The sequence below is a fragment of the Shewanella sp. SM74 genome (genome assembly GCF_025653725.1).
In the GTDB taxonomy this organism is placed as follows: Bacteria; Pseudomonadota; Gammaproteobacteria; order Enterobacterales; family Shewanellaceae; genus Shewanella; species Shewanella oncorhynchi.
On the sequence record NZ_JAKKRZ010000041.1, the window covers coordinates 1 to 23,649 of the forward strand.

A 23,649-nucleotide genomic window follows, 5' to 3' on the forward strand; every position below is an offset into this window, starting at 1 on the left:
GAGCTGCGCCATGTTGGCTCACCGCATCACCTTGAGTTGCGGCCGCTGGGGCTGTGCCTTGTTGGCTCACCGTGTCACCCTGAGCCATGGCCGCTGGGGCTGCGCCTTGTTGGCTCACTGTGTCACCCTGAGCCATGGTTGCTGGAGCTGCGCCATGTTGGCTCAGCGCATCACCTTGAGTTGCGGCCGCTGGGGCTGCGCCTTGTTGGCTCACTGTGTCACCCTGAGCCATGGTTGCTGGAGCTGCGCCATGTTGGCTCACCGCATCACCTTGAGTTGCGGCCGCTGGGGCTGTGCCTTGTTGGCTCACCGTGTCACCCTGAGCCATGGCCGCTGGGGCTGCGCCTTGTTGGCTCACTGTGTCACCCTGAGCCATGGTTGCTGGAGCTGCGCCATGTTGGCTCAGCGCATCACCTTGAGTTGCGGCCGCTGGGGCTGCGCCTTGTTGGCTCACCGTGTCACCCTGAGCCATGGCCGCTGGAGCTGCGCCTTGCTGGCTCACAGTGTCACCTTGAACCGTTGCCGCTGGCGCTGCGACTTGTTGGCTCACAGTGTCACCTTGAGCCGAAGCCACTGGGCTTGATGGGAATTGTGTCTCACCTATGGGCAATTTTTCACTTGATGGCGATGAATTGCTTGCAGTTAATTCCATGCCACGCTCTACATTCGACCTTACCGAATCCGGAAGAGATCCTAAAATTGCGGCTTTATCTTCTGGCGACATCTTATTGGCAATGGACTCAAGTTGCATGTTCGCACCTTGACCGTTAAATAGGGTGTTCTCCATCCTAGATTGAGTTGAACCTTCTCCCACTCCTATCCGGTTGAAACCATCCATCGCTCGAATCCTTTCGCTTGAGCTTAGACCACTCATGGCCGGGCTATTTTGAGTTGCATCGTCATAAGCTGTTGCATGATCATAACCTGTGCTATTTCTTGCATGTGCGTCAGAGTTGAGTGATACCGCTAATTTCTGATTAAAATCCTGCAATCCTTGTAGGGTTTCGGCCAACCTTTGTTTTACAGGTTCAGATAATCCATCTTGTCCCATTGCCTGTGTCACGATGCCTTGAGCACGATCCGTGACTAACCTCATACCTAACACGTCTTCCTTAGTAGGGTTGTTTTCCTTGTAGTACCGACTAAATTCCGCGTTTGGCAATGGATTAGCACTTGTCCCTTCCGCTGCAATAGTCGAAGCCAGAGCCACGGCCTGTTGAGTTTGAGGGTCCTTACTAGAACCTAAAGATGAAATAACTTGCGCTGCAGCATTACCCGCGCTTGAAGATCTATCCGAAATTACTTTAGCAGAATAGGCATCATTCAAACCACTAAAGGCCTGTTGAGCATTCTGGAAGTAAGGTTTCTCACTCGGGCTTAATTGATCGCTGTTGATGGCCTTACTTAATAAACCATCAACAGTGTTGGCCATTGCGGAGATAACTGGGGCGACTTGAGCTGCACGATCGCCACTGAAATAATTAGATTTTGCATCTGTATAATCATTCAGCATCCGACCTAACTCTGCGGGTGAGTTACTGGCGTTTTTCATCACTTCAGCAACTCTGTCAATAACCTGTGGTGATACTGCCCCATAAGTCCCTGACTTCAATTCTTGCGCTACAGTGTCGATGATTTGGTTTACCCCTGCAGGCCCACTCACAGCCTCACTTTGCTGCATTTGTTTCCATAGGTCATCAACACTCTTGTCCAACTTATCAAGTTTATGTTGCTGATCAGGCGTCCATTTAGCTGGAGACTGAAGATTTTGGTTGCGGTAACCATCTATAGAAGGTTTATAGTCCTTCGCTCTTTGAGCCGCCTCTTGTTCCAATTTGGCGCCCTCTGAGCTGATACGTTGACCCGCTGCATTAATGCCATTCTGTGTATCAGATTTGAAGGCCTGTTGCTCAGGAGTTAACGCTGGCTTATCATAGTCTTTAATCTGCGCCTGACCAACAGCGATAAATTGAGCGCCAACAATTCTAGCGGTCTCATTTCCATTGGCAGTTCCATTTAACGCAGCATATTCAATGGCGGCACCTGTAGCAAGGTTGCGAACCGCGTCAGCCTTAATCGGTTCTGATTGAGTTCGGGCCATCGTATCCGACAACTTGGCTACGGCACGGTCAGCGATCGAACCAATATCTTGAATGGGGATAGGTCTACCATCAGCGGACATCATCGTCTGCGAATCATTCACAATGCTCTGTAGCGCCTGCTTGTCTCGTGCCACGTCATATAATGACTGATTAGCGGCATAGTCCTGTTTCATCGCATTAAACCTGGCTTCTTCTGCTGTACCAGCCCCAGCCCCAGCGGCTTTAGCATCTAAAGCACTCATTGTGCTTTTGAAATCGAGCGTATCCACGCCGTTAGTAGCGGCATCCCAATCGTTTCCATATTTGCCACGCATTGCGCCATCAGCTGCATTCTGTGCAATCTTGCCCAAGTTGCTCGCCGTTGACATCAAATCACGATTGCTAGAAGAAATAATCTCACCAAACTTGATGTTTGCACTGCTACCCGCCGCTCCCGATGATGTTACACCGTCACGAACTTCACGAGACCGAGACTCTGCTTCCTGTAATTGCTGTTGGATACTTTGCTGTCTGGTAGCTGCTTCATCTCGAGCCTTAGCTGCTTGATAACTGGCTGACGAAGTATCAGTTGCTGAATCGCTATAGGATTTACGATTAGAGGCCGAATCGCTTTCTCTAAACGCCCTTGCTACGTCTTCTTGCTGGCTTGAACTTAGCGTTGACGTTTTGTTGGCTCCTTCTGACTCTAGCTGCGTTTTTATGCTCGTTTGCGTCTGCGACCAAGATGCACCGGCTTCTGCGTTAACACCCAAGGTTTTCATTAATGCTGTGAGCGGATTAGTTGAAACTCCTTGACCGGCCCCCACAGAAAACCCAGCTTTAAGAGCAAATTGATTTGCTTCTTGCTCACTCATTTGTGATAAGGTTTGAATTATCTGCTGACGGGCCTGTTGACCACTAACACCCATCTGCGAACCGAGTTGCTGACTTACATCAAACCCGCGTGCTTCTTCAAACCCCAAACCTGCTTGATGGGCATTTTGATAGGCGTTACCAGTACCAATAGCGGTCTGTAATCTCTCATTCGCGGCAGCGAGATCTTGTTGCGCTGCGGTTTTAGATGAAGTTAGAGATGAAACACCTGATTCCGCTAGGGCCACGGCTGAAGTACCAGCATGTTGAGCATTGTAAGTTGAACCACCGGTGCTAATGGAAGACATATTACCTGCACCCTGACGGCTTTCCATCCACTCACCATTCGATGTCATTGTCTGACTATAACCACCTGACGAAACGGTTTTACCATCGCTATTGACCGTCTGTGGTGATACGCCCTTGGCATCCATGTTGGCGCCCATTTGGGCTTTTTGTGTTGCCCCCATCATAGTATGAACACCGCCGAAGACAATCATCATAGCCAGCGCTGGCACCATCGTTTGAATGATTGCCGCTTGAGATACGAAAGTCTCTAGTGTGGTGTAGGTGCTATCCATCCCCCCAAGAGAATCGATACTCCAATTTCGCATACTAGGCGCAATCATGCAGTTCTGAACCGAGCTCGAATCATTCCCTGGCAGAGAACACATCAGCTTATTGAAATAGTGGTTGGTATACATGTTGACGCCGACTTGGATAATCGGCCAAAAGTTCACAGCGAGTAGAAATGAATAGAGCTTTCCGGCCATCATGATCCCTTTGGAGCCGAAGGTCAGGAAAACCGGAAGCAGCGGAGCAATGAGGAAAATAAAACACTCAAACCAAGTGATAAGTGCAGGGGCAGTTTCCAAGAAAAATGAAGACTGCGCTGCTTGGCTTAAGTGACGCTGTTGAATCGCATCAAATTCTTGCTGAAACGCCAATCGTTCAGAGGGCTCTAACTCTACATAGCTAGCCCCAACTTTGGCCATCATTGCTTTTACAAAGTTGGCTCGATACAAATTTATGAGGTTAGCAGTATCCCCTGTTAAAGACTCGAAGACTTTCTCAACTTGAGACTCTTCTGCCATATTGTAAAGTACGGCGGCTCGCCCCTTCATTTCTTCGGCCCAAGGACTACTGTCAGAGAGATCATTTCCTAACTTGGCATAAGCATCGGCACAGGTAATTTTTGTGTAGGACTTGGTGTTAACATCGTAGTAAGGCGTAAACCAGCTTCCCGAGGTTACCTTGAATTTAGTCCAGTCAAACGCCCCAGTGACACTCTCGTCGTGATGAACCTCCTGTACAGCCTGCCCCGTCGGATTTTTACCGTTTCGAATGTCTTCGAAATAACAGTTTTTAATGTACGCTCCCAAATTTTCACCGACAGAACGATAACTCGCATCTGCCTCAGAAGTGCCGACAAATCGGGCTTTAAGTAACGCTTTTAGAGGGTCTATGTTGGTGCCAGGCTCAGTGTCATAATTAGGCGTGATACTGGAATAGGCCTCTGACATACCTTGAGCAAAACCACCACCAATCATGGTAGCTAATGCAGCAGGCGCCACAATCCCAAATGGCAAAGTAAATGACTGAGACACTTCGCCCGTTCTGACTGACTCAACGTAAAAATCCACCTTCGGGGTGAACAAAAACATGTAAGTGAACAAGGCGATGAAAAACTCCTTTACATGGAATTTATCAGGGTCAAAAATTTGCTTGAAAGCAGATACTAGCAGGGTAATACCCAATCCAATCGCAATAAGATTGCTATTTGCAATGCCGCCATCACTGAATGCCAATTCCGCCGATTGCGCCATCTTTATCAATAAATCGAGGTCACCGAGAGAGTAGATAGTTAACATGAATTACTTACCTCTCAAACTTGCACGAAAGTTGATCTGATTTAATAGTTCCTGCTCCATTTCACGTCTTCTGTTGGCCATTTCTTCCCTTTCAAGGCTCAGCGCATCGATTTTCTCTAACAACTTAGATGAAAACGCGCCGCGCTGACCTTTATCAGTCGAAGCCATCTTACTCGCGGCAATTCGTAGACCGTCGAGCAACTGCTGGGTTGCATCTATGGCCATCGCTTCGGAGATAAACTTACAATTACCTGTATTGATGACATTGATTGTTGAGGCTCGTTTAATAATGTCTTCAAATTCACTTCGCATATTGGCCATGATCTGTGCTTGAGAATCACTATAATTTCCTTTCTGAGCATAGATGGCCATGATGCTCGAACCGACTAAGTTAGAATCGACTAAGCCACAAATTGCATCACCATAAAATCGATAGAACGAATCCAAATAGCGTGTATCGCTAATTGGAACAGTCGCGACCTTAGCCGATAGACACTTGCTATCGGCAGATTGGGCCTGCTCACAGACCACCATTTGTTTAGGTACAGCCATTGATGTAGTCGCTTGAGGCTGATACAAGTCTTTCAATGAAACTTGTGGGCTAAATGACTTACTGACCGCATCACTTCCTGCTGAAGCCGATGCAGTTAATGTGCTGTCGAATTTATAAACTTCAGTCCCTAAAATAGTCATTAACATTTGAGCGACGACATGGCTGTCTGAGGATAGGGTTGGGACGGTAGTTTTAGACTGCATGAAGGTTTCATACACCGAGTTGAACTGCATCTCGTCGCCAGCCTGAGTCAACTGTGCGGCTTTCGAGTGGGAGTCTATTGAACTGCGCTCAACCGTCGATGAAGCGAATGAATCAAACCAAGCACCAGTCGAATCATTGTAGGCTTTCCACATTTTACGGTCACTTTGTACCTGAAGTGATGGCCACTGTTGCTCGGCCAGATCAGCCCATTCCTCGCAATCTTTGCTGATAAAATCATTTAACGCATTGAGGCGTTTCGCTAGGTCTGCGAGAATTGCATTACAGTCCGGGCATAACATTCCCATTGCTAATTGGAATGCGTACATCGGGGCGGCGGCGGCGATAGATCTTGCCATCTGAACAAGCTCTTCACGTTTTATAATGGACAGTGAGCCACCGAAGAAGTCGATCCCCTTGCAGGATGATTGAAGGTAAGGAGCCCTAACCGCCACAATCTTTTCGTTAGTGGTTTTAATCCGTACCGACGCACTCCCCAGAGAAAATCCGTCACGTTTAGCGCCTGAATATGAAGTTGCACCGGAGCTGGCAGACAACATCTGATCCCATAAATTGTTTAACCCGCTAGCAGCTGTAGCTGATAACGGGCAACAAAGTAAAGCAACTATAACTTTCTTTTTCATTCTTGTTCACCCTCGCTATCAGGTTTTCCGAGCATAAAATTCCGCATCTTGTTAATGAGGTAGTCTGGGTCTTCATACACTTTTTGCGTGTCAACCTTGGCTTCTGCATCGGTCATATAAAGAGCTCGTACCTGCTTCACATTATTAAGTTCTGCTTGGCTAATAATTTTCTCGCGGCTAGCGAGTTCTATGATCCTTTCACTGAGAGAATCCATGCCGATTAGCCCAGAACTCAACAGGAAGTAATCACCCGTGTTGTTGGTTAGATACAGTGTTGGTGTCGCCAAGACGTCGAAGCGCTGCGCCATGTCGGAAGTCGCCACTCGATAATCGCCTAATGCTAAAAAGTCATCATTTGGAACGGTGCCGCCATCGAGAGAAACAGGCATGATCGACCATCCATACTCCTTTGCCAGACGGATTAGGTAGGGAGTTTGCTTTGCGCAATACGGACACTGAGAGCCGTAGAAATAAATGAGGGTGGCTTTCTTGCCGATGGCTTCAATTAACTTCCATTGGTTTTCAGACTGAGCGCCTTTGAAAGTTTGCAGCGTCACGTCATTTTCAGGACGGCGTAACCCTTCATCGAGGTAAGGGTCAAACATTTGTTCGGAAATATAAGTAGCGGCAAATTGGTTGGCGCGATCTATTGCGGCACGCTGGATGTAAAGGTAGCGTTTAACGTCTTCTGGTTTTCCAGTGTTAAGCGCCAACTCCTTTGCCTTGGGCAAGTTTTCTTGGAACCACTTAACGCTCATGGCCTCTACTGAATTTTTACTCGTTTCAGTCTCAGTTGGTGCAGAAGATGGCGTTGGCGCAATAGGTTCTTCCTCTTCCTTTTCTTCGGGCTCAGGAATGTACTCGTGCCAATACCAGCCCTTTTCGCGTTGTTTATAGAAGTTACCACCATCATTGCTATTTGCAGGATCTTCTGCCACAACTGGCAGAGCCAGAGCCGCAAAAATCAAAGCCATCAATTTATTTACTTTCATAACACCAACACACTTTTTATATTCCATAGGCTGAATATATCACGCCTCACTGGATGAAAAAAAGCCGCCTTAATTGCAGGCGGCTGATTTATTGTTTTTCACGTTTCTCGGGCGACAAAAAAATCATCACTAATATCAAAGTCATCTTCCATTGGACTTCGAGGTTCTGCATCTGCTTCCACTTTCTCCCTTTCACTTTCGACTTCTACCTTCGGCGCCAACACAGTGCCTAGATTAAATCCCTGCTGTCTCACCATTAATCCAAATTCCATCAGGGTCATCATCTCGCGGGTCAGTGCCTTTGGCCCAAACTGATCTAAATGAGCGAAAATTAGCGGGTGAGTATCATCGGCAATCCGAATGTGTCTCTCGATTGTTTTGGGCATCCCTCACCTCAGACTGCTTTTAACTTTTGATAATCACCTCGCGCTATGGCTCCACGAATGAATTGCTCGCCTGCGGTTTGCAAGCCACGGGCAACAGCTGTCAGAGAGTCATCAACGACTTCGATTTTGTGGAAAGGGAATGCGCGCTGAATCGAAGGCAGGTATACCGCTGCGGCACCACCGGAGACAATAATCAGGTCAATGTCCTGACCATCACCCACTTTATTGACGACACTTGTTAATGCTTCGTCAGTAACAGACCGAATCGCGCTGGTCACATCAAACAGATCGCACTTAGGGAATTTCATCGCTTTACCGTACAGCTTAAGCTCACCACTGATAAAGGCTTGGTCGATCAACTCTGGGTTAATCTGTTTGATGTTGAAACCTTCGAGTTGCGAGCGCAGCGCGACTTCGACTGCACCAATCACTTTGGACATCCCAGTTTCAGAATCACCAGAACGATTTGGACTGACCTTCAATCCTTTCGACGTAATGAAGTCGGTGGTCATATAACCTGGGTCAATGGATAGCATGGTTTTATCTTTGCACTGGGCAAAGCGTTCATTTCCGCCTTGGCGCAAAAATGACATCAACGCACCAAGCGGTTGTTCAAAAACCAAGACCTGACGAATGGTGACCTTGCGACTTGGGGTGATTTGGTGAGTGCCGGTATAAATCTTGGCGAGTTCATCTTTCCTGAACATGACACTCACTGGCAGACCAAGCACTAACACATCTATATCGATGTGATTTGATTTGCCTAAAAATGACAGGGCGCCAAACAATAACGCTTTATAGCGGTCACTCGTGATAAACGATTCGGTGTTGAGAACGCGAACATTTCGCGAACCGACCGAGGTCCCTACGTCCGAACCAACCTCATAGGTGATTCCATCGACTTCCACGGTTGTTACATCGCGCTCCTCGCCTGCTAAACCCAGATTAATATCCGATTTAATCGGAATAGGCAGGGACGGGAACGTCTTCACTGAGTAATTGCCTAGCGATTCCTTGTGTACACAAGTCGTTGTGCCATAGCCAACATCGACTGTGATGATGACGGGATTATTCATAAATACCAACTCCACACCAAATGACCCCCAATCTGGGGTTTTAAGAGACTTCCAAAACCTTTCCAGCTTGCTCTGGAAGATTATTCTTACCATTCCAATACCAATCTGGGATCTACATAATACACAATATATTTAGCTCGTGTATTATTTATTTTGTGTGTATATTATGCACTTTGTTATCCACAACATGTCGCTAGTGAATTAATCAAAACATGAAATGGCTAACGAACTGAAGTGCAACTAAGTCTGGCTTAGTAGCGAAATTCCTACTCTGGATTCTTCGAAATTAAGCAGTTTTAACGGCTTCCAAAATCAGCAAATCAACGCTCTGAATGCACAAGTTGGCTCACGAACTGGGGGAAAACCTGAAGTGGCCAACAGAATCGCAGACGTGAGAAAGGATTTCTCAGGGGGCTTGCCCGTGAATCGGTGTGTATATCACGCGAAAAGCATGAGTTGGACAACGAACTGAAAATCATCAAAGGATGGCTAACACAGGAGGCACCTGGGATTTTATCCCAAACTCAGCTCGCAGAATAACGGACGGTGACAGACACGAGTTCGCCAACGAACTGAATTTCTGCATGAGTTGTCCCCGTAGGCCGAAAACGGATTACTGAAGACGAACAAACAGTAGGTAAATGAATGAATGACTACTCAGGTACTTCGGGTAGCTCTGAGAACGGGAAGCCCGTACCCGCATTAGGGTTCCAGTTGGCGAATACCATCAGAAGCCTAGAAGGGTTGATTGAAGCCGCTCAGTTTCAGGCAAAGGTCATAGTCGATGATTACTGGCTGAAATGGAGATCTTCAAACCGTCAGTTGCGCAGTGATGACGGTGGGAAGTTTAGTGGCGGTGAGATGGCACCCAGGGTCGTTGTAAAAAACGAAAAGGTGTATTTGGTCTGGACGAGGTATCGACCAGGGCGAGTTGGAAACATCAGCAAGTCTTGGGGCGATGACGTTAAACCGACCCAGCGCGGATACACCTTAGACCAGTTAACCCGCAAATCCCCAGAGTGGGAGGCACGAATGATTGAAGACACAGAGAATCGATTGGCTCCGTTGAGAGAAACCCTTGAGTGTCTACATGAAGCAAAAATCAAACTACGTCGCATAGAGCGAAAACAATCCTAGGAGGATTATATGAGTCAGACCAACGAGAACCCACAAGTTTCATCAAAGCGCACTCAGAAACCATCTGCAGTGCGTCAAGTTCAGCAGCGTAAATTCATTCTGAAGGAAATGGATTTCAAGAGTAGCGCCATCCAGCAGCTGTTTAGCAATGATGCTCGTCAGCAGAATATCAAATACAGCATCGCCCGTATCGCTGGTCTATTTGTGTTGACGTCTAACAACAAAGAAATCCGTGACCGTTTAGATGCGTGGTTTGCAGCTGAGCAAGAAGAAGCTGTTCGTCGCAGCACCCTTCTCAACACAATCCACAACAATGAGTTGTCTACCTCGCTTGGCAACAATGCCGATTTAGACGTGGTGACACCAGAATCGTTCAGCGTGACATTTCAAATCGAGCACCCAATCTACTGGCGTGTAATCGACGTAATTTCCCAGATTGATGAATCTATCGCAGCTATTGAAAACCTCTGGTTAGCTGGCGTGATTTCTGAGTCAGTCAGCAACAATAGTCGCGGTATAGCGATGAACACCATGACTCGTTTCTTTGGTCGCATGAGAACTGTAGCTACAGATTCAGCTGACCGTAAGGGCGGAATTTATTCGTTAGACGCTTACAACAAAATCATGCAAACCATCACCCGCAACAATCCAGATGACCGGTCAGCCAATGACGACTCAGGCGCTGAAGAAATTGAGCAGGATTCCGGCAAACTGGTAGTGAACGCATAATGAAGAAAATAGCCAAGCTAGTTAGTTTGGCTGTTCGATCCTTCTTACTGGATGGCAAAGCCCCAGATAAGAATGCGGTACGGATGGCTGTTGGTGGGGTTGAGACTAAAGCGGTCAGCGAAGAGTTGGTAGAGACTTTCTACCCTCCCGTAGCTGACGGTGTAGCTGTAGCGAATCAAGCGAGAATCATTAAATCCAATAATGACCTAATTGATATGTCGATTCGTGAACTGGGTTTGACTGATATTCATCGTGACACGTTCAATCCTGCCAACCTATCTGAATACAACCAAGTCTATAACGCACAGACATTGGTTAGGGATGTGGTAGCGAATTTCCTTTCTTACGCTCACCTACTCCCAGCCTCAGAAAACCATCATCACGCGGCTGTTGGTGGTTTAGCGCGTCACAGTCTAGAGGTGGCTCTGTTCTCCCTGCGTCACATGGCGTCGGTTGATATTAAAGAGACCAAATTTACCGACGAGTTGCACGGTAAGAAAATCCGCTGGCAATATGCGGCGTGGGTAATTGGGTTAGTGCATGACATCGGTAAAGCTCTACATGACATGACCGTGCAGGCCGATGATTCAGTCTGGAACCCACAACTCGAAAATATCTATGATTGGTCAGGGCGCAACCAAGTATCCCGTTATCAAGTGACGTGGAACTATGCAGACCGTCACGGCAAGCACATTGGGCTTGCATCATCCATGCTTAACACTGTACTGACCAAGGCAGCGAAGCAGTATCTATTTGGCACTCAAGATGACCTTCAGGTCGCCATCTATGAAACCTTGTCCGGCAGTATCGAAGTTAATAACTCACTTAGAGACAGTCTTAAAAAAGGCGAAGCACGTTCCGTCCACAAAGACATGATGTGGCAATGGGACAGATTAACCGGTGCTCGCAAGATGCCACTGGAAGCGGCGTTTATTAAGCGCTTACAAATGATGCGTCGCGGCTGGAAGGTTAACGAAGAGAAAGCCGACATTTGGTGCCTGGGCGCCGAAGATGTGTACGTGTCTTACCCAGCAAGTTTCAACAAAGTGATGTCATCGCTCAAGGAAGATGGCTTTAACGTCCCAATGCAAGTCGGAAAAATGCTTGAGATGCTGGTAGAGCGTCAGTTATTTGAGCCGCTGTTTGAGGATTACACCAGTGGCCACTTGCACCCAGTTACGAATCCAGAGTGGACGGCAGGGCCAATCAAAGTTGTTAAGCCAAAATGGGCAGGCATCGTCTATGGCGAGGAGATTCCGCAACGCGGCATTCATGGGAAAATCTCATTAACCCGTGACGATTCACTGTTAATCCATTACGCCGATACTGGGCTAATCACCCTGACAGATACCCGTGAGCCAGACCCGCAAACTCCGGCTAACAACACGGCTGCACCAACCCAACCAGCTCCTGCGTCAACCCCTGCTCCTGCGGTAACACCGGCACAGCAGAATGGGTCGCAAACAAATCAAAGTAAGGCTCAGACAAAGAAACCGAAGAAGCAAGCAGCTCCGGCGAACACCAACACTCCGGCACCAGCACCAACGCCGAGTAAGCCTGCGCCAAAGAAACCGCAAGCTGAATCTAAGGAAGAGCCAGAGCAATCCAATACCAGCGCTCCAGCACCAGACACCAAGGGTATCGTGTTTAAGAACATGAATGACACTCCGGTAGTTAGTGAATCAGTGGAAGCGGCAGTAGAGATAAATGAGCCAGTAGCCCAAGAAATGCCAGCAGAAGTATCGAAGGACAAGACCTGTATTGATCTGATAATCGAATACCTGCTAACGGCTAACAACACACTACATCGAGCAAAGCTGGATGGTGACGTGCTGACATTGAATACCAGCCTATTCGAAGAAATCGACCAGCAAATGAGAGGGCTTGGTTTTGACGAGGGTGCCGTGCTGAAGGATTTGATGGATAACAAGTTACTTATTCCAGACCCTAAAGCGCCGCGTAAAGTTATTCATGTCGTTAACAAACAAAAGTTCTACCAGCTGAAGCTAGCCGACGTTCTTGCCAAGCCAGTGGGTGACATGCTGACCGAGCTTCAAGCTAAGGCCGATGAACGCAAAGCCAAAAAGCAAAAGAATAAAGCCCTAACCACCGAGGTCATTACAGAGCCGAATAACCTGCCCAAGCAGGAGTCTTCTATCAATGATGTGATTGATGGCCCGATGACAGAAGTCCCGGAGCAAGAATTATCTCCGTTAATGCCTAACGAAGTATCACCAGAATCAAGCGGTCAGTTTGATTTAGCCCCGTCGTTCATTGATGACGCGGTAGATAGCCTAATGGCAGAAGTCCCAGAGCAAGATTTATCTTCGTTAATGACTGACGAACTTCCACCGTTGTCCGAGTACACGGGGGAGATGTCTTTGGCCACGCCGGAGAATGAGCTGCCATGGTTTACGCCGGAAGATCTATCGATGTTAACGACTGACATGGAACCTACCGTCCCCGTCGCTGAAGCGGCCATTGAAACTGCCGTTGAGCCCGCCACCACGTCTGCGAGCTTTACCCCTCCTGCCGAGCAGGTATCGACACTTTCACAGCTAAAAGTCGCCACGGGTAACAAGTCTCCGAAGGAAAAGAGCAAGTACCCGCCTGAGTTGCAAGTGTTCATTGGTTGGGCGATGGCTCGCGCAGGCAAGTCCGGTATAGACCTCCGCCCTGGGGTGATCCGAATCCAAAGTTTCGCGTTAACCACTTACGAGCAAGAAGTAGGGTTAGCAAAAAAAGAGGCGACTAGCCTCAAGCGCACAGCAGGCGACAACGCCTCAATTGCGACAGACAGTAACCAAGTTGCATGGATGGTATTTGAGACAGTGGGAATAGAGCATGAGTAAAAGCATCGAGACTAACGGCTTATTCATGGAGAACATGTATAGGCCGATTTATGAAATCCAATCCAGTTATGCTTGGGCTGGAGCCTCCTTGTTCACGGCAGGCTCGTGGGTATACCACGGGGTAAGTGGACACGATGTATCGATGGTCGCAGTTTCGGTTATTGCGGCCACAGCGGGTATGTCGGTTAAGCGCTTAAAAGAAGCCTTACCGCAAATACGTCGCCAGATTAAGTTGGTATATAACTATCAATACCTCATTGAATCTAGCGCTTTGTGGGATCTGAGCAAAACCCAGAGGGATAAGGCCTTCTTTGGTCGCGGCTTTGAGTGGACGATCACCGAAGCAAACCGAGCTTATCAGCTGGTGGGTAAACGCCCAGAACACGCTAAGGGTTTCTTGCCTTGGGCAGTGCGTAGAGCCCTGAAGAAAGTCGAAGCAGATACCGAGAAATTAGAAGGTCGGCCGTGGATTCAGGGGTGTGGTGACGAGCAGGATTTGTGGCTGGATGCTTCGCTATTCTGGTCTCATAGTTTCTACACCGGATTACCTGGTGCCGGGAAAACAACGATGTTAACGCTTAACAGTGTTGGCGCCCTTTACCGTGGTAACTCTGTATTAGTGTTAGACCCTAAGAACGATCCAAACTGGAAGAACAGATTACGCGCAGAAGCGAAGCGTTTAGGCGTCCCGTTTTATTACTTCAACATTGCTGAGCCAAGTCAATCAGTGCGAATTGACCCACTGGTGAACTTCACAGTGACAACAGAGATTGCATCGCGCTTAGCGAACGTCTTAGAAAAAGGCTCAGGAAGCTCTGAGGGTTTTCGCTCCTATGCCTGGGACTCATTCTACGTCACGGCTGAAGCATTACGTTTTATCGGTAAGCGACCATCAATCAAGATGGTCGCTGATTACATGCTAAACCGCAAAAGCGAATTGGCCCTAGCAGCCTTAAGCAAGATTATGACTATGCATTACGGGCCCGATTGGTACGCGAACATGGCGACCCAAATTGCCGAGGAAGGCCGCGGCAATTTGCTACAGGGTTTAATCATGCGCTACCAACAGGTGTTAATCCCTGACGACAAAGGTGAAGACGCGGTATCGAGTTTTATTGGTTTCTTAACGCACGACCAATCTCACCAAAGCAAGATGTTAGCGACCACCAAGCCGATGTTAACCCAGTTAACCGCTGCGCCGCTGGACAAGATGTTAAGCCCTGATCCGAATGATACGGATGACGAGCGCCCTATTATCGACATCAAGAAATTCATTGATACGGGCGGCGTGTTGTACATCGCCACCGATTCATCGGGTAACCCTGCAATTTCAGCAGCTGTATCGAAACTCATTATGGAAGATACCTGCGCGGCAGCTGCGTCACGTTACAACTACGAAGGCGGTAAAGGGGTACGTGTGTCGGTGTTTGGTGACGAAATCCACTCTGCACTCTCCGACGGCCTAATTAACTTAGCCGCGATGGGTCGTGGTGCAGGCTTTGAATTGCACCTATCTACTCAGGGTGTTCCCGATTTGATTGATAAAGCCGGTGATGCAGTAGCGAGCCGTGTTTTGTCGTTAACCGCTAACTGGTTCTGTCTGCGAGCTCGAGATGATATCACCAGGGAGCGATTTGCGGCGCTACTCCCGGAGTATCCAATTAAGTCAAAGCAATGGCAGTTAAGCTCTAACACCGATTCTACCAGTAAGCTCCACAATTACTCGGGCTCGGTGGGTGAGCGGATTATGGAAGCTGACAAGCCAGCGTACCCTCTTTCATTGATGTCGGAATTACCTAAGTTGCAGTACGTCGCACGTCTGGCCAACGGTAAGACCTATCAATGTCGTATTCCGATTTTACTGTAGTGAGTGTTGATTATGGACGGCGTAGTTGAGAGTAAGACCCTGCACGGCAGGTTAATTTTGGCGGTTGGAGCGTTAATCAGTATTTACGTACTGATTTTCATGCAGCCCCAAGAGCATAACGAAATGTTACGGAAGGAAATCTCAAATATAGAAAAGGCCATTAGCACGGAGGCAACTATGGTTGTGGTGTTTAGGGCGAAAGGCTGGTACGAGGCGACGATGGTGAAATCAGGTTTAGCCGCGTTCATTGACCAGTATCATCAGGACACTGGTTTAAAAGGGGATCAACTATGGCGTACCCCTCTTACACGGATTTCTCAAAACATCAAGACCATTTGGTATCAGTGCTTACTGAGACTATCCTTGCTGATTTTCTGGTTTTGGATGGCCATTGGGTTGATTGCCGCATCAGCTGTGGACGGATTAATGCAACGTAAAATTAAGCAACATGAATTTACCGCACCATCAACTGGCTATTTCAGACTGGCTCTTTGGTCAGGAATATTGGTGGTAATTCTGTTAGAGCTTTACTGCGTTACGCCTGCATTTATCTCCAATGAGCTGTTCCCGCTTTTCCCGCTTTTTGCAGCGGTGATTATCGGCTGGTTACTCAAAACTACGTTGGCTAACAGCGCGAAGAACATGTAATCACCTCTCCGTGTGCTATCTTTGATACAGATAGCGCTCACAATATAAATAACGTGTTGACAGTAACACGCAAACAGTTAAAATTTGACCGTCACATTTAACGGAGATCCACAATGAACCAAAGCGCTAAAACCGAAAAGAAAGGACTAATCCAGCAGTTTAAAGAAGCCCCTGTTGCCGTAAGAGCGTTCTTCGCCCTAATCGTTGTCGCGGTAGCTTGCTCATTGCTGTTTGCTGGAGAAGCAAGTGCGGTATCAGCATCTGGCGCGACCCTACACACTTTCTTCGACCAAATGTGGGACGAGGTAAAGGGTTTAATGACGGGTGCGCCGGCTAAGGCAATCATGGGTTTGTCGATTTTAGGCACTATCGCATTCTCAATGATTAAACCAAACCTAATTGGTTTCTTAGCTTCTGTTGTCGTAATTCTGGTACTGGCTAACGCGCCTACAACTATCGACGGCAGCTTAACTGTAACCGTAGAAGCGCTGAAAGCTGGCCTAGTTCACTAATAGCGACAATTTTTGCTGTATCAAGGAAGGGTGCAATCTTATATGCACCCTTTTTTTTCAAGGGGTGAGACATGAGTGAAGCGAGATTTCCTAAGCGTTGTAACGGCGCTATCAAAGTTGGAACTATCCATTGGGACTCAATCAAGCTGGCGGTGATTGTGATGGTTTTTAGTCTTGCATCAGGTCACATCAACTTAGGCATTATCGCGGCAATTAGCAGCATGGCCGTAGTAGAAACACTGTTTAAAAAGTTTGGACGTGGCGTATTAAAGCATCTGTTATGGGTAAACGGTTTGTGGATTTCCAAAGGGCCGGAAACCCTCATGTCACCAGCCATTCGTCGATTAATTAAGTAAGAGGTCAACATGCTTTGGAAATCGAAGATTAAAGAGAGTTACGACAATCTCAATATCTCTAACAAAAACATAGGTCGTTCTAATCTGGCACTAAGCATTAGCGTGGTGCTTTTGCTGTTCATGGTGATGACCAAGCAGACCGAAGTCATTGTCATGCCAAACGACTTTAAAGAGCCGATTGTCATGAACGGCAATAGCGTGACTCAAGAATTCAAAATCCAATGGGGCCTGATGATTGCAACCATCATCGGCAATATCACCCCCAAGAATGCTAAGTTCGTTATCGACAGGGTGACCAAGATGATCCCGTTAGAACTTAACCCAGATGAAGCGGAAGCGACGATGGCCGCAGCTATCGAAGAAATGGCGCTCAGGGGTGTTAGTCAGAAGTTCGTCCCGTCTGACGCGATTTATTCATCTGTCACAGATTACGTATGGGTTGTGGGTGAACAAACCACAACCTCATTAAAAACAGGCGCAGCTGATACTACTGCGTACACCTTTGAATTAAAAATCGGGATCCGAAACGGCAATCCCATGATTCTGGATATTCAACAATATCCAGCTGCTGTTAACCCTGCTCAACGTGAGCGTGAAATTCTCCAAGGCAAAAACGCAACAACTGCCTTGGATAAAGACAGTGTGATTAAAATCGAGTCACGGTGAGACCTATGAATAAAAGACCCCTTTCAACTGCAATCCTTCTGACATTAATGATCACTCCTGCTTTTGCTGCTGACGATGACATTTATTCGTTACCGACTGAATCAGTGAATCCGCAACGAGTACCTGTTTTGGGTACTGATTTCAATCAAGCAGAAGAAAAGCTACAGGCTGAATTAAACAGCCCTTATGCGAATCAACCTCTGGCCATCGATACGAACAAAGAAATTGGTACCCAAACTGCGTTAACGGTTTCGCCCAATGAACAAGTGCTCAATCAACATCCAGAGACCCAGCCGCCAGCACAGCAACCAATGCAACAGACAGAGCATCAACAAGTCCCCAATTACGGCGGCGCGAGCCTTGTTAATCCGACGGCGATCTCCCCTGCCAATGCCGGAGAAGTCATTAGCCGTCGCGATGACTCAATGGACTACTTACGCAAGCAGTACAAAAGCCATCAAGTGATTGCATTGAAAGCCGGTGGCACAACGACATTGCCAATTTCGCTGTCAACCACGAACCGAATCGCGACCTCGTTCAAAAACGCTAAAATAACCACGTCAGTACCGAGTGATGCAGCGCTGGTTTACGGTGAGCAAGGATTTGTGTACGTCACACCTGGCGTTAACGCTGGCGCGATTGACTTAATAGTTGAAGAAGATGGCGCACCTGAGACCGCAGTATCACTCTACTTGGTGCCATTAAACGTCCCACCAGTGCTCGTGGAGTTAACCGTTAGCTATAACGCGAGTCAACGTAATGCAGCTTTGCAAGCCGTGTCTATCTACAGCGAGAACGAAGCTAAGGAGCTGGAATCGGCAAAACAAGCAGAGCGTGAGCGTATTGCTAATAACCAGCCCGTCGCTGACAGCCATGTTGACGATGTAATGAAGTTACTGGAAATTGTGGCCAAAGCCGAAGTTCCGGCAGGTTACGAACTACTTGAAGGTGACACCATTCCGGCGGAAGTGCGTTACCCGTGCGATATTCGCCAAATGCTCCCGCTTTACCATGAAGTGAAACAACGCTTAATTGGCTCCAAATTGGTCGTTGACATCATGGAGGTCAGAAACGATGTCAATGGCTTACGTTCATTCCGCGACGAGTCCTGCATGGGGCCAGGTCGTGAAGATGTGATGGCCGTTGGTGTGTTAGATAAAGCGACATTAGGCCCAAGGGAAAGCACCGAAGTGTACATTCTGCGTGACCGCAGCTACTTCGAACGCCAAATGAAAGTTCCACGTCGTAGCCGTGTAGGAGGTTAACATGCAAGCGTTACAGGATTTAAAAAGCAAGTGGCTTGCGCTTCCATCGAACCAGCGCACTATCGCATTAATCGTGTTAATGGCATTGCCTGCCTATTTCTTGGCGGAAGCTATTTTCCCTTCGGCTCCAGACACCCCAGCCAGCTCAGCCCCCGTCAGGGCGAAGCCTACGTTTATGAGCACCATGGGCAGTGAGCGCTTGGAGTCCACTCAGACTTCAGGCCAACTCATAGCGATGCGAAAGAAAATTCAAGAGCGTGAAAAAGCGATTGATGCACAGTACACCGAGCAAAAAGCTAGTGAAAAGCGAATTCAGCAACAGGTCGATACCCTGCAAATGTCTCAGCTTGAATCACAAAAGCGCCTCGAGACCATCGCGCATCAAATGCAAATGCTGGTTGAACAACAAAGCAAAAATGCCGCAACAGCACGAGACAGTGTGAGCGCGAAAGGAGCTCGACCAGAAAATATCGCCCAGCAAGCACCTTCATTGCCAAGTACCGAGTTTAACCTAGACCCAATGGCAGGCCTTAAGTCGAATGTCGCCATGACCCCGCCAGTGTCAAAGCCTTTAACCATGAACCGTGGTGACGTAAGTTTAGGTAAGGCCGCTGCGACAGGTGCTGAAGCAAATGTTGGTAATGCGTCAACAGCCAAAACCCAAGTCGCAGCCAAAGCAAAACAATCGATTTCTCAAGAGAACACAGGTTCTAGCAAGAAAACTGAAAAAGAGCCTGAGACATGGTTGTCAGCTGGCACAGTGATACCAACCGTCTTGCTTACGGGTCAACATGTACCTACCAGCTCATCGGCGCAATCAAACCCTGCTCCAGTTTTATTAAAAATCGTAGACGTTGGGGTGATGCCTAACGGTTTCACTATCGATCTAGTGGGTTGTACCGTGATTGGCGCGGCCCGTGGTAGTGCCAGTACCCGTCGTGTCGAAATCCGCGCTGAGAGTATCAGCTGTATCGACCAGAGAGGTCGTGCGATTGAGCAGCCGTTCATTGCCGCAGTGCAAGGCCAAGACGGTCATAGCGGTATCCCAGCCAAGTTAGTAACACTCTACGGTGAAGTGGTGAAGCAATCCTTCTGGGCAGGCATCTATGGCACTGGCGCCCAAACCCTCACACAAGCCGCGACCAATCGAGTGTCTGGTGATGTGGTTTATGACGGCACCTATTTCAAAAACACGGCGACCAGCTCACTTGCTGGTGGCTCAAGTACCGCATTCGACAAGATTGCTGACTTCTACCTGCAGTTAGCCGACGAAGCCAGACCGTATCTGGAAATGCACGGCGGTATTGAAGGTGTTGACCTCATTGTTCAACGCGGTGTTAGCCTCAAATATAAGGGTTAAGCAATGACAACCGAAAACGTAAATTCTGAAAAATTGGAACCGACTATCGGCGCTCTGGCTGAGCCAGAGCAAGCCGCTCCCGCTGAGGTTGCACAATCCGTCGCTGGGCCAACGCCAGCGACACCCGCGGCTCCGCAGGGCTTGTCCCCCGTCAAAATGATCATGGTGATGGCAGGCCTAGTGCTGCTATTTGGCGTGATGAAATTTGGCATGAGCTTCTTTGGCACGGGTGTAAGCGCCGAACAAACCAATACTCAATCCAAAATCGTAGTCGCAGATTTAGGTGAGATGTTTCAACAATGGTCAAAGGAATCGGTTAACCAAGCGGATTTAAGCTCGGCGGCTCAAGAGCTGGGACAGATCTACTTTGACATGGGATACCTCGTCATCGATAGCGGTATGACGCTGCGCATTCCTGAAGAGTTCAAAATGGACATCCCAAGAGCAGAGGTGTTGCTCCGCATTAAGCAAATTCGTAGCGAATACCAAGACGAAGGCAAAGTACCGCCATCGCCACAGCAGCTGCTTCAGATGGCCACGGAACTGACAGGGAATTAATTGTTTATGGCTGACATGGAAATCGCTCAAGCGTTGTTGGCAGCGAGTGAACAAAACCAGCTAGCCCAGATTATTGAGACTCACAATCTGGGTGAGCTCCCACACTCACTGCGATTAGCCATCAACATATTTGAGATTAACGCAGAGAATATCCAGCAACACCCCGAGGCAGCACAGTCCCTTCTGCGTTGCCCAATTCCAACGACATTTGGAGAGACTGAATCAATCAGGCGCACCATATTGTCACTGCTCACCCAAATGCACAGTTAGGCAGGATGTATGGCCAGTAAGAAAGCATCCAAAAAAATCACCGGCGATGACGAAAATGTTATGGGCTTACGCCAACAGCGTCCCATCCGTGTTCATTTACGTCGGCACTTTAGCGCGAGCAAATCAGAGTTAACTCGTGCCATTTAGCGGTCACAAGAGATCTATAAAATCGCGCTTTGCTTAGGGGCGCTTGACTGCCTTTATTGGCAGGCTATGGGCTTAGGGGAAATAAAACTGGCCAAGGGCATTAGCCGCTTACTGGCTAAATCCTATCAACATCACCCAATACGGGTTAGCTCAACACCTATTTGACGTTATCAGAAGGAAATCATGGACGTAGCAACATCTTTTATTCAACTCGACCAGCCTTTGTTTATGCCTGGGATGCCGGAAACCTCCAAGGCCTTATCGGTGTTGTGCGTTTATATAATAGTTTGATAATTCTTAATAATGTTTGATCATTTATATAATAGTTTGATATTTTTTGGCTCTTTTGGTGAATGTGCGGATTAAGAGTTAGCACATTTTTGCCCCAAAACGAGCTAGCAGACTGCGCTCGACTAACACCGGCACTCCATGTTTGACCAAATGTTAGTAATGCTACAGAGTGGCTATTTAATGGTGGCGATTCAATCATCCCTTTAACCACCGCGCTGTTGCAAAAATGCTGGCTGACGGTGAATTTGAAGGCTACCCGCCCTAAGCAACTCAAACATCAACGCGCGTCAGCGCGGTTGTCACAACTGCGTCCAAGATGACGTTATGGTAAATAGGTATTCTGAAACGCTGTGGGTCTTGTAAGTCTTCTGAGAAAGCCTGAATTTGCACCAGAAATTAGGATTAAAAATGCGACTGTGACATGTGTGCCATTTTTTTATCATTTCCCTTCTCTGAAACCCTTGTGTGGCAACGTATGTGTATCAGAACGTTTTCTTTTGCTACGATGCATATTACATCTTGTATATATAGCGCAGTGTGACAATGAATGATTTGGTTCGTCTGTATCTATTGGAAAATGGTCCCAGTTTAAGCTCTGAGATAACGGAATATCTAATTCTTTCTCATGGGTTAAGTTCACAAGCAGCTAGGCAGCGGGTTTCTCGAGCGACACAGGACATACTGCGTTTAGAGCTTTCATTTCCTAGACGTGCCAAGTTTTTATTTCTCAGAGAACAAGCTGGAACTGGGCACTATTGGGGTCGTTTAAGCGAAGCACTTCTGTCCTGTAATTCAGCATATGGATTTGCCATTTCAGCTATTGAAGAACGTGGGGGCATTATCCCAAGATGCCATTTTGAGATTATCTGTGGTGCCCCTATCAAGCAAAAGAAGCATTTGTCTGCAAATACCGTTCTTACTCGACTGTTTAATACAAACCTCCTTAAGGAGATAACTGTAGATGGTGTTGGCGCATGTGTTTATCTAGGGCTTCATGCTAATCATGTTCAATCACTAATACCGCATATGAAAGCTAGACTTTTAGCGGAAGACCTGTTGTTGAGAGGTATAACTACATGGCTGAGAAATCTCGGCTTTGTATCGTATAATCAAGTAAAAACACGTTCAAATGAACACAACCCAGTAGTCAGTACTACTGCATGGGATTTAGCTGCACCATCATATCTAAGCCCTTTGGTTAGCGGTGAATCGAATGCTGGAACGATTAAATCAGGTTTCGTTGTGTGTGATATTTTGCTCAATAGCGAGGTTAGTGAAAAAGGTATTCAGCCATTTATTCAAAAACTCAATTCTTTACGAAGTCTTAAAAATGTAGGTAGACAGCTATTTTTCTTTTTTGCTTCTTCATATTCTGAAAGTGCCTTTAATAAATTAAAGGCAACAGGAGTATCTCCTGCCACTATTTCGTCGGTGTTTGACAAAGAGGTTAATAGCGGGATGAAGGAGCTAATAGAACTCCTGTCTCAAGTGTCAAGAGTGGGGGCTTCAGGAGAAAAGTTAGATATCATTTTCAAAACGCTGGGGAAGGTAGAAGGAGCCGCAAGTCGCTTAAGGGGCGCGTTATTCGAGCACGTTGTTGCTGAAGCCATGAGAGCTACTGGGTATAACGGGGTGGAACTTAATAAGTTTTGTAGGGACGTTAATGGAATTCAGAAAGAAGCAGATGTTGTTGCTTCAAACAATAAAGAAGTGCTTTTTATTGAAGGGAAAGGATATAACATCAACAAACAGGTTACAAAAGATGAGATTGATTATTGGCTGATTGAGCAAGTGCCAGTATTTTATAAATATTGCTTATCTCATCCTGATTGGAAAAACAAAAAATTTATATTTGAATTTTGGACATCTGGAGCCTTCTCTGATGAGGCGTTAGCTCGTCTTAATAATGCTAAAAACGCGACAAAAAAATATCAGATAAACTATAAGAATTATAATAACGTCTTGTCCTTTATTGAAGAATCCAATACCCCTGCTTTATTAAAGACGTATAAAGAACACTTTTTGAATTATCCTATGAAACTGTAGGTTTTATTAGTAATGGTGTTGTAGTGATGTGATGGACGCCTCAGCACCTAAGCTTGCAGTATTATGCCAAGCTTAAAGCTGACAAATAGTTCTGGAGGTTTCCATCATGGATATTAAAGTTATTGGTATCGATTTAGCCAAAAATGTTTTTCAAGTTTGTGTTTGTCTTATGGATAACTCTGTCATGAGTAACAAAAAGGTTAACAGAAACAAGCTGCTCGATAAAATTAGACAATTCCCCGAAGGTAGCCTTATTGCTATGGAGGCC

19 protein-coding genes and 1 pseudogene are annotated in these 23,649 nt (G+C 47.2%); 15 read left to right on the forward strand and 5 right to left on the reverse strand.

What is annotated here, in order from left to right:
- From L5M49_RS22900 to L5M49_RS22920, 5 genes are all read right to left on the reverse strand, one after another.
- The coding region (locus L5M49_RS22900; RefSeq protein WP_263266872.1) for a conjugal transfer protein TraG N-terminal domain-containing protein at positions 1 to 4,825 on the reverse strand (4,825 nt) is incomplete at its 3' end.
- Between the two features lie 3 nt (positions 4,826 to 4,828).
- Positions 4,829 to 6,223 (reverse strand): conjugal transfer protein TraH, encoded by a 1,395-nt coding sequence (locus tag L5M49_RS22905; RefSeq protein WP_263149161.1) that lies wholly within the window; start codon positions 6,221 to 6,223, stop codon positions 4,829 to 4,831.
- The gene (traF, locus tag L5M49_RS22910; protein ID WP_208660813.1) at positions 6,220 to 7,215 is read right to left on the reverse strand and encodes a conjugal transfer protein TraF; all 996 of its coding nucleotides are present in this window, start codon (positions 7,213 to 7,215) and stop codon (positions 6,220 to 6,222) included. Before traF ends, L5M49_RS22905 begins: the two co-directional genes overlap by 4 nt.
- 98 nt (positions 7,216 to 7,313) lie before the next feature.
- Entirely contained in the window at positions 7,314 to 7,601 is a 288-nt protein-coding gene (locus L5M49_RS22915; RefSeq protein ID WP_011711605.1) for a hypothetical protein, read from the reverse strand.
- Positions 7,602 to 7,609: 8 nt separating this feature from the next.
- On the reverse strand, positions 7,610 to 8,677 hold the full coding sequence (locus L5M49_RS22920; RefSeq protein WP_140906551.1) for a hypothetical protein: 1,068 nt from the start codon (positions 8,675 to 8,677) through the stop codon (positions 7,610 to 7,612).
- Between the two features lie 714 nt (positions 8,678 to 9,391).
- Between L5M49_RS22920 and mobI the strand changes: the two genes are divergently transcribed.
- The 15 genes and pseudogenes from mobI to L5M49_RS22995 all read left to right on the forward strand — a co-directional run.
- Complete coding sequence (mobI, locus tag L5M49_RS22925) at positions 9,392 to 9,814, forward strand: conjugative transfer protein MobI(A/C) (RefSeq protein ID WP_259560905.1); 423 nt, start codon at positions 9,392 to 9,394, stop codon at positions 9,812 to 9,814.
- A 9-nt stretch (positions 9,815 to 9,823) separates the two neighbouring features.
- Positions 9,824 to 10,543 carry a hypothetical protein gene (locus L5M49_RS22930; RefSeq protein ID WP_259564230.1) on the forward strand — a complete coding sequence of 240 codons (720 nt, stop codon included), beginning with the start codon at positions 9,824 to 9,826 and terminating at the stop codon, positions 10,541 to 10,543.
- Positions 10,543 to 13,395 carry a MobH family relaxase gene (gene mobH / locus L5M49_RS22935; protein WP_259560901.1) on the forward strand — a complete coding sequence of 951 codons (2,853 nt, stop codon included), beginning with the start codon at positions 10,543 to 10,545 and terminating at the stop codon, positions 13,393 to 13,395. The genes L5M49_RS22930 and mobH overlap by 1 nt, the downstream gene beginning before the upstream one ends.
- Entirely contained in the window at positions 13,388 to 15,262 is a 1,875-nt protein-coding gene (gene traD / locus L5M49_RS22940) for a conjugative transfer system coupling protein TraD (RefSeq protein WP_140906554.1), read from the forward strand. The genes mobH and traD overlap by 8 nt, the downstream gene beginning before the upstream one ends.
- A gap of 12 nt (positions 15,263 to 15,274) precedes the next feature.
- A complete protein-coding gene (locus L5M49_RS22945; protein WP_259216138.1) occupies positions 15,275 to 15,910 on the forward strand; it encodes a DUF4400 domain-containing protein in 636 nt (211 codons plus the stop codon).
- Between the two features lie 113 nt (positions 15,911 to 16,023).
- On the forward strand, positions 16,024 to 16,422 hold the full coding sequence (locus L5M49_RS22950) for a hypothetical protein (RefSeq protein WP_205403074.1): 399 nt from the start codon (positions 16,024 to 16,026) through the stop codon (positions 16,420 to 16,422).
- Positions 16,423 to 16,493: 71 nt separating this feature from the next.
- Positions 16,494 to 16,778: a hypothetical protein gene (locus L5M49_RS22955; protein ID WP_140906556.1), complete on the forward strand. Its 285-nt coding sequence runs from the start codon at positions 16,494 to 16,496 to the stop codon at positions 16,776 to 16,778.
- A 9-nt stretch (positions 16,779 to 16,787) separates the two neighbouring features.
- On the forward strand, positions 16,788 to 17,444 hold the full coding sequence (locus L5M49_RS22960) for a TraE/TraK family type IV conjugative transfer system protein (RefSeq protein WP_140906557.1): 657 nt from the start codon (positions 16,788 to 16,790) through the stop codon (positions 17,442 to 17,444).
- Between the two features lie 5 nt (positions 17,445 to 17,449).
- Positions 17,450 to 18,709, forward strand: a complete 1,260-nt coding sequence (locus L5M49_RS22965; protein ID WP_259216137.1) for a type-F conjugative transfer system secretin TraK — start codon at positions 17,450 to 17,452, stop codon at positions 18,707 to 18,709.
- A gap of 1 nt (position 18,710) precedes the next feature.
- Positions 18,711 to 20,069: a TraB/VirB10 family protein gene (locus L5M49_RS22970; RefSeq protein ID WP_263266873.1), complete on the forward strand. Its 1,359-nt coding sequence runs from the start codon at positions 18,711 to 18,713 to the stop codon at positions 20,067 to 20,069.
- A 3-nt stretch (positions 20,070 to 20,072) separates the two neighbouring features.
- Positions 20,073 to 20,627: a hypothetical protein gene (locus L5M49_RS22975; RefSeq protein ID WP_259216135.1), complete on the forward strand. Its 555-nt coding sequence runs from the start codon at positions 20,073 to 20,075 to the stop codon at positions 20,625 to 20,627.
- Positions 20,628 to 20,633: 6 nt separating this feature from the next.
- Positions 20,634 to 20,897: a hypothetical protein gene (locus tag L5M49_RS22980; protein ID WP_259483858.1), complete on the forward strand. Its 264-nt coding sequence runs from the start codon at positions 20,634 to 20,636 to the stop codon at positions 20,895 to 20,897.
- Positions 20,898 to 20,906: 9 nt separating this feature from the next.
- Positions 20,907 to 21,044, forward strand: a complete 138-nt coding sequence (locus tag L5M49_RS22985) for a hypothetical protein (RefSeq protein WP_263170212.1) — start codon at positions 20,907 to 20,909, stop codon at positions 21,042 to 21,044.
- Positions 21,045 to 21,878: 834 nt separating this feature from the next.
- The gene (locus L5M49_RS22990) at positions 21,879 to 23,381 is read left to right on the forward strand and encodes a hypothetical protein (RefSeq protein WP_259483843.1); all 1,503 of its coding nucleotides are present in this window, start codon (positions 21,879 to 21,881) and stop codon (positions 23,379 to 23,381) included.
- Positions 23,382 to 23,487: 106 nt separating this feature from the next.
- Positions 23,488 to 23,649 (forward strand): annotated as a pseudogene (locus L5M49_RS22995) (IS110 family transposase); the annotation flags it as partial.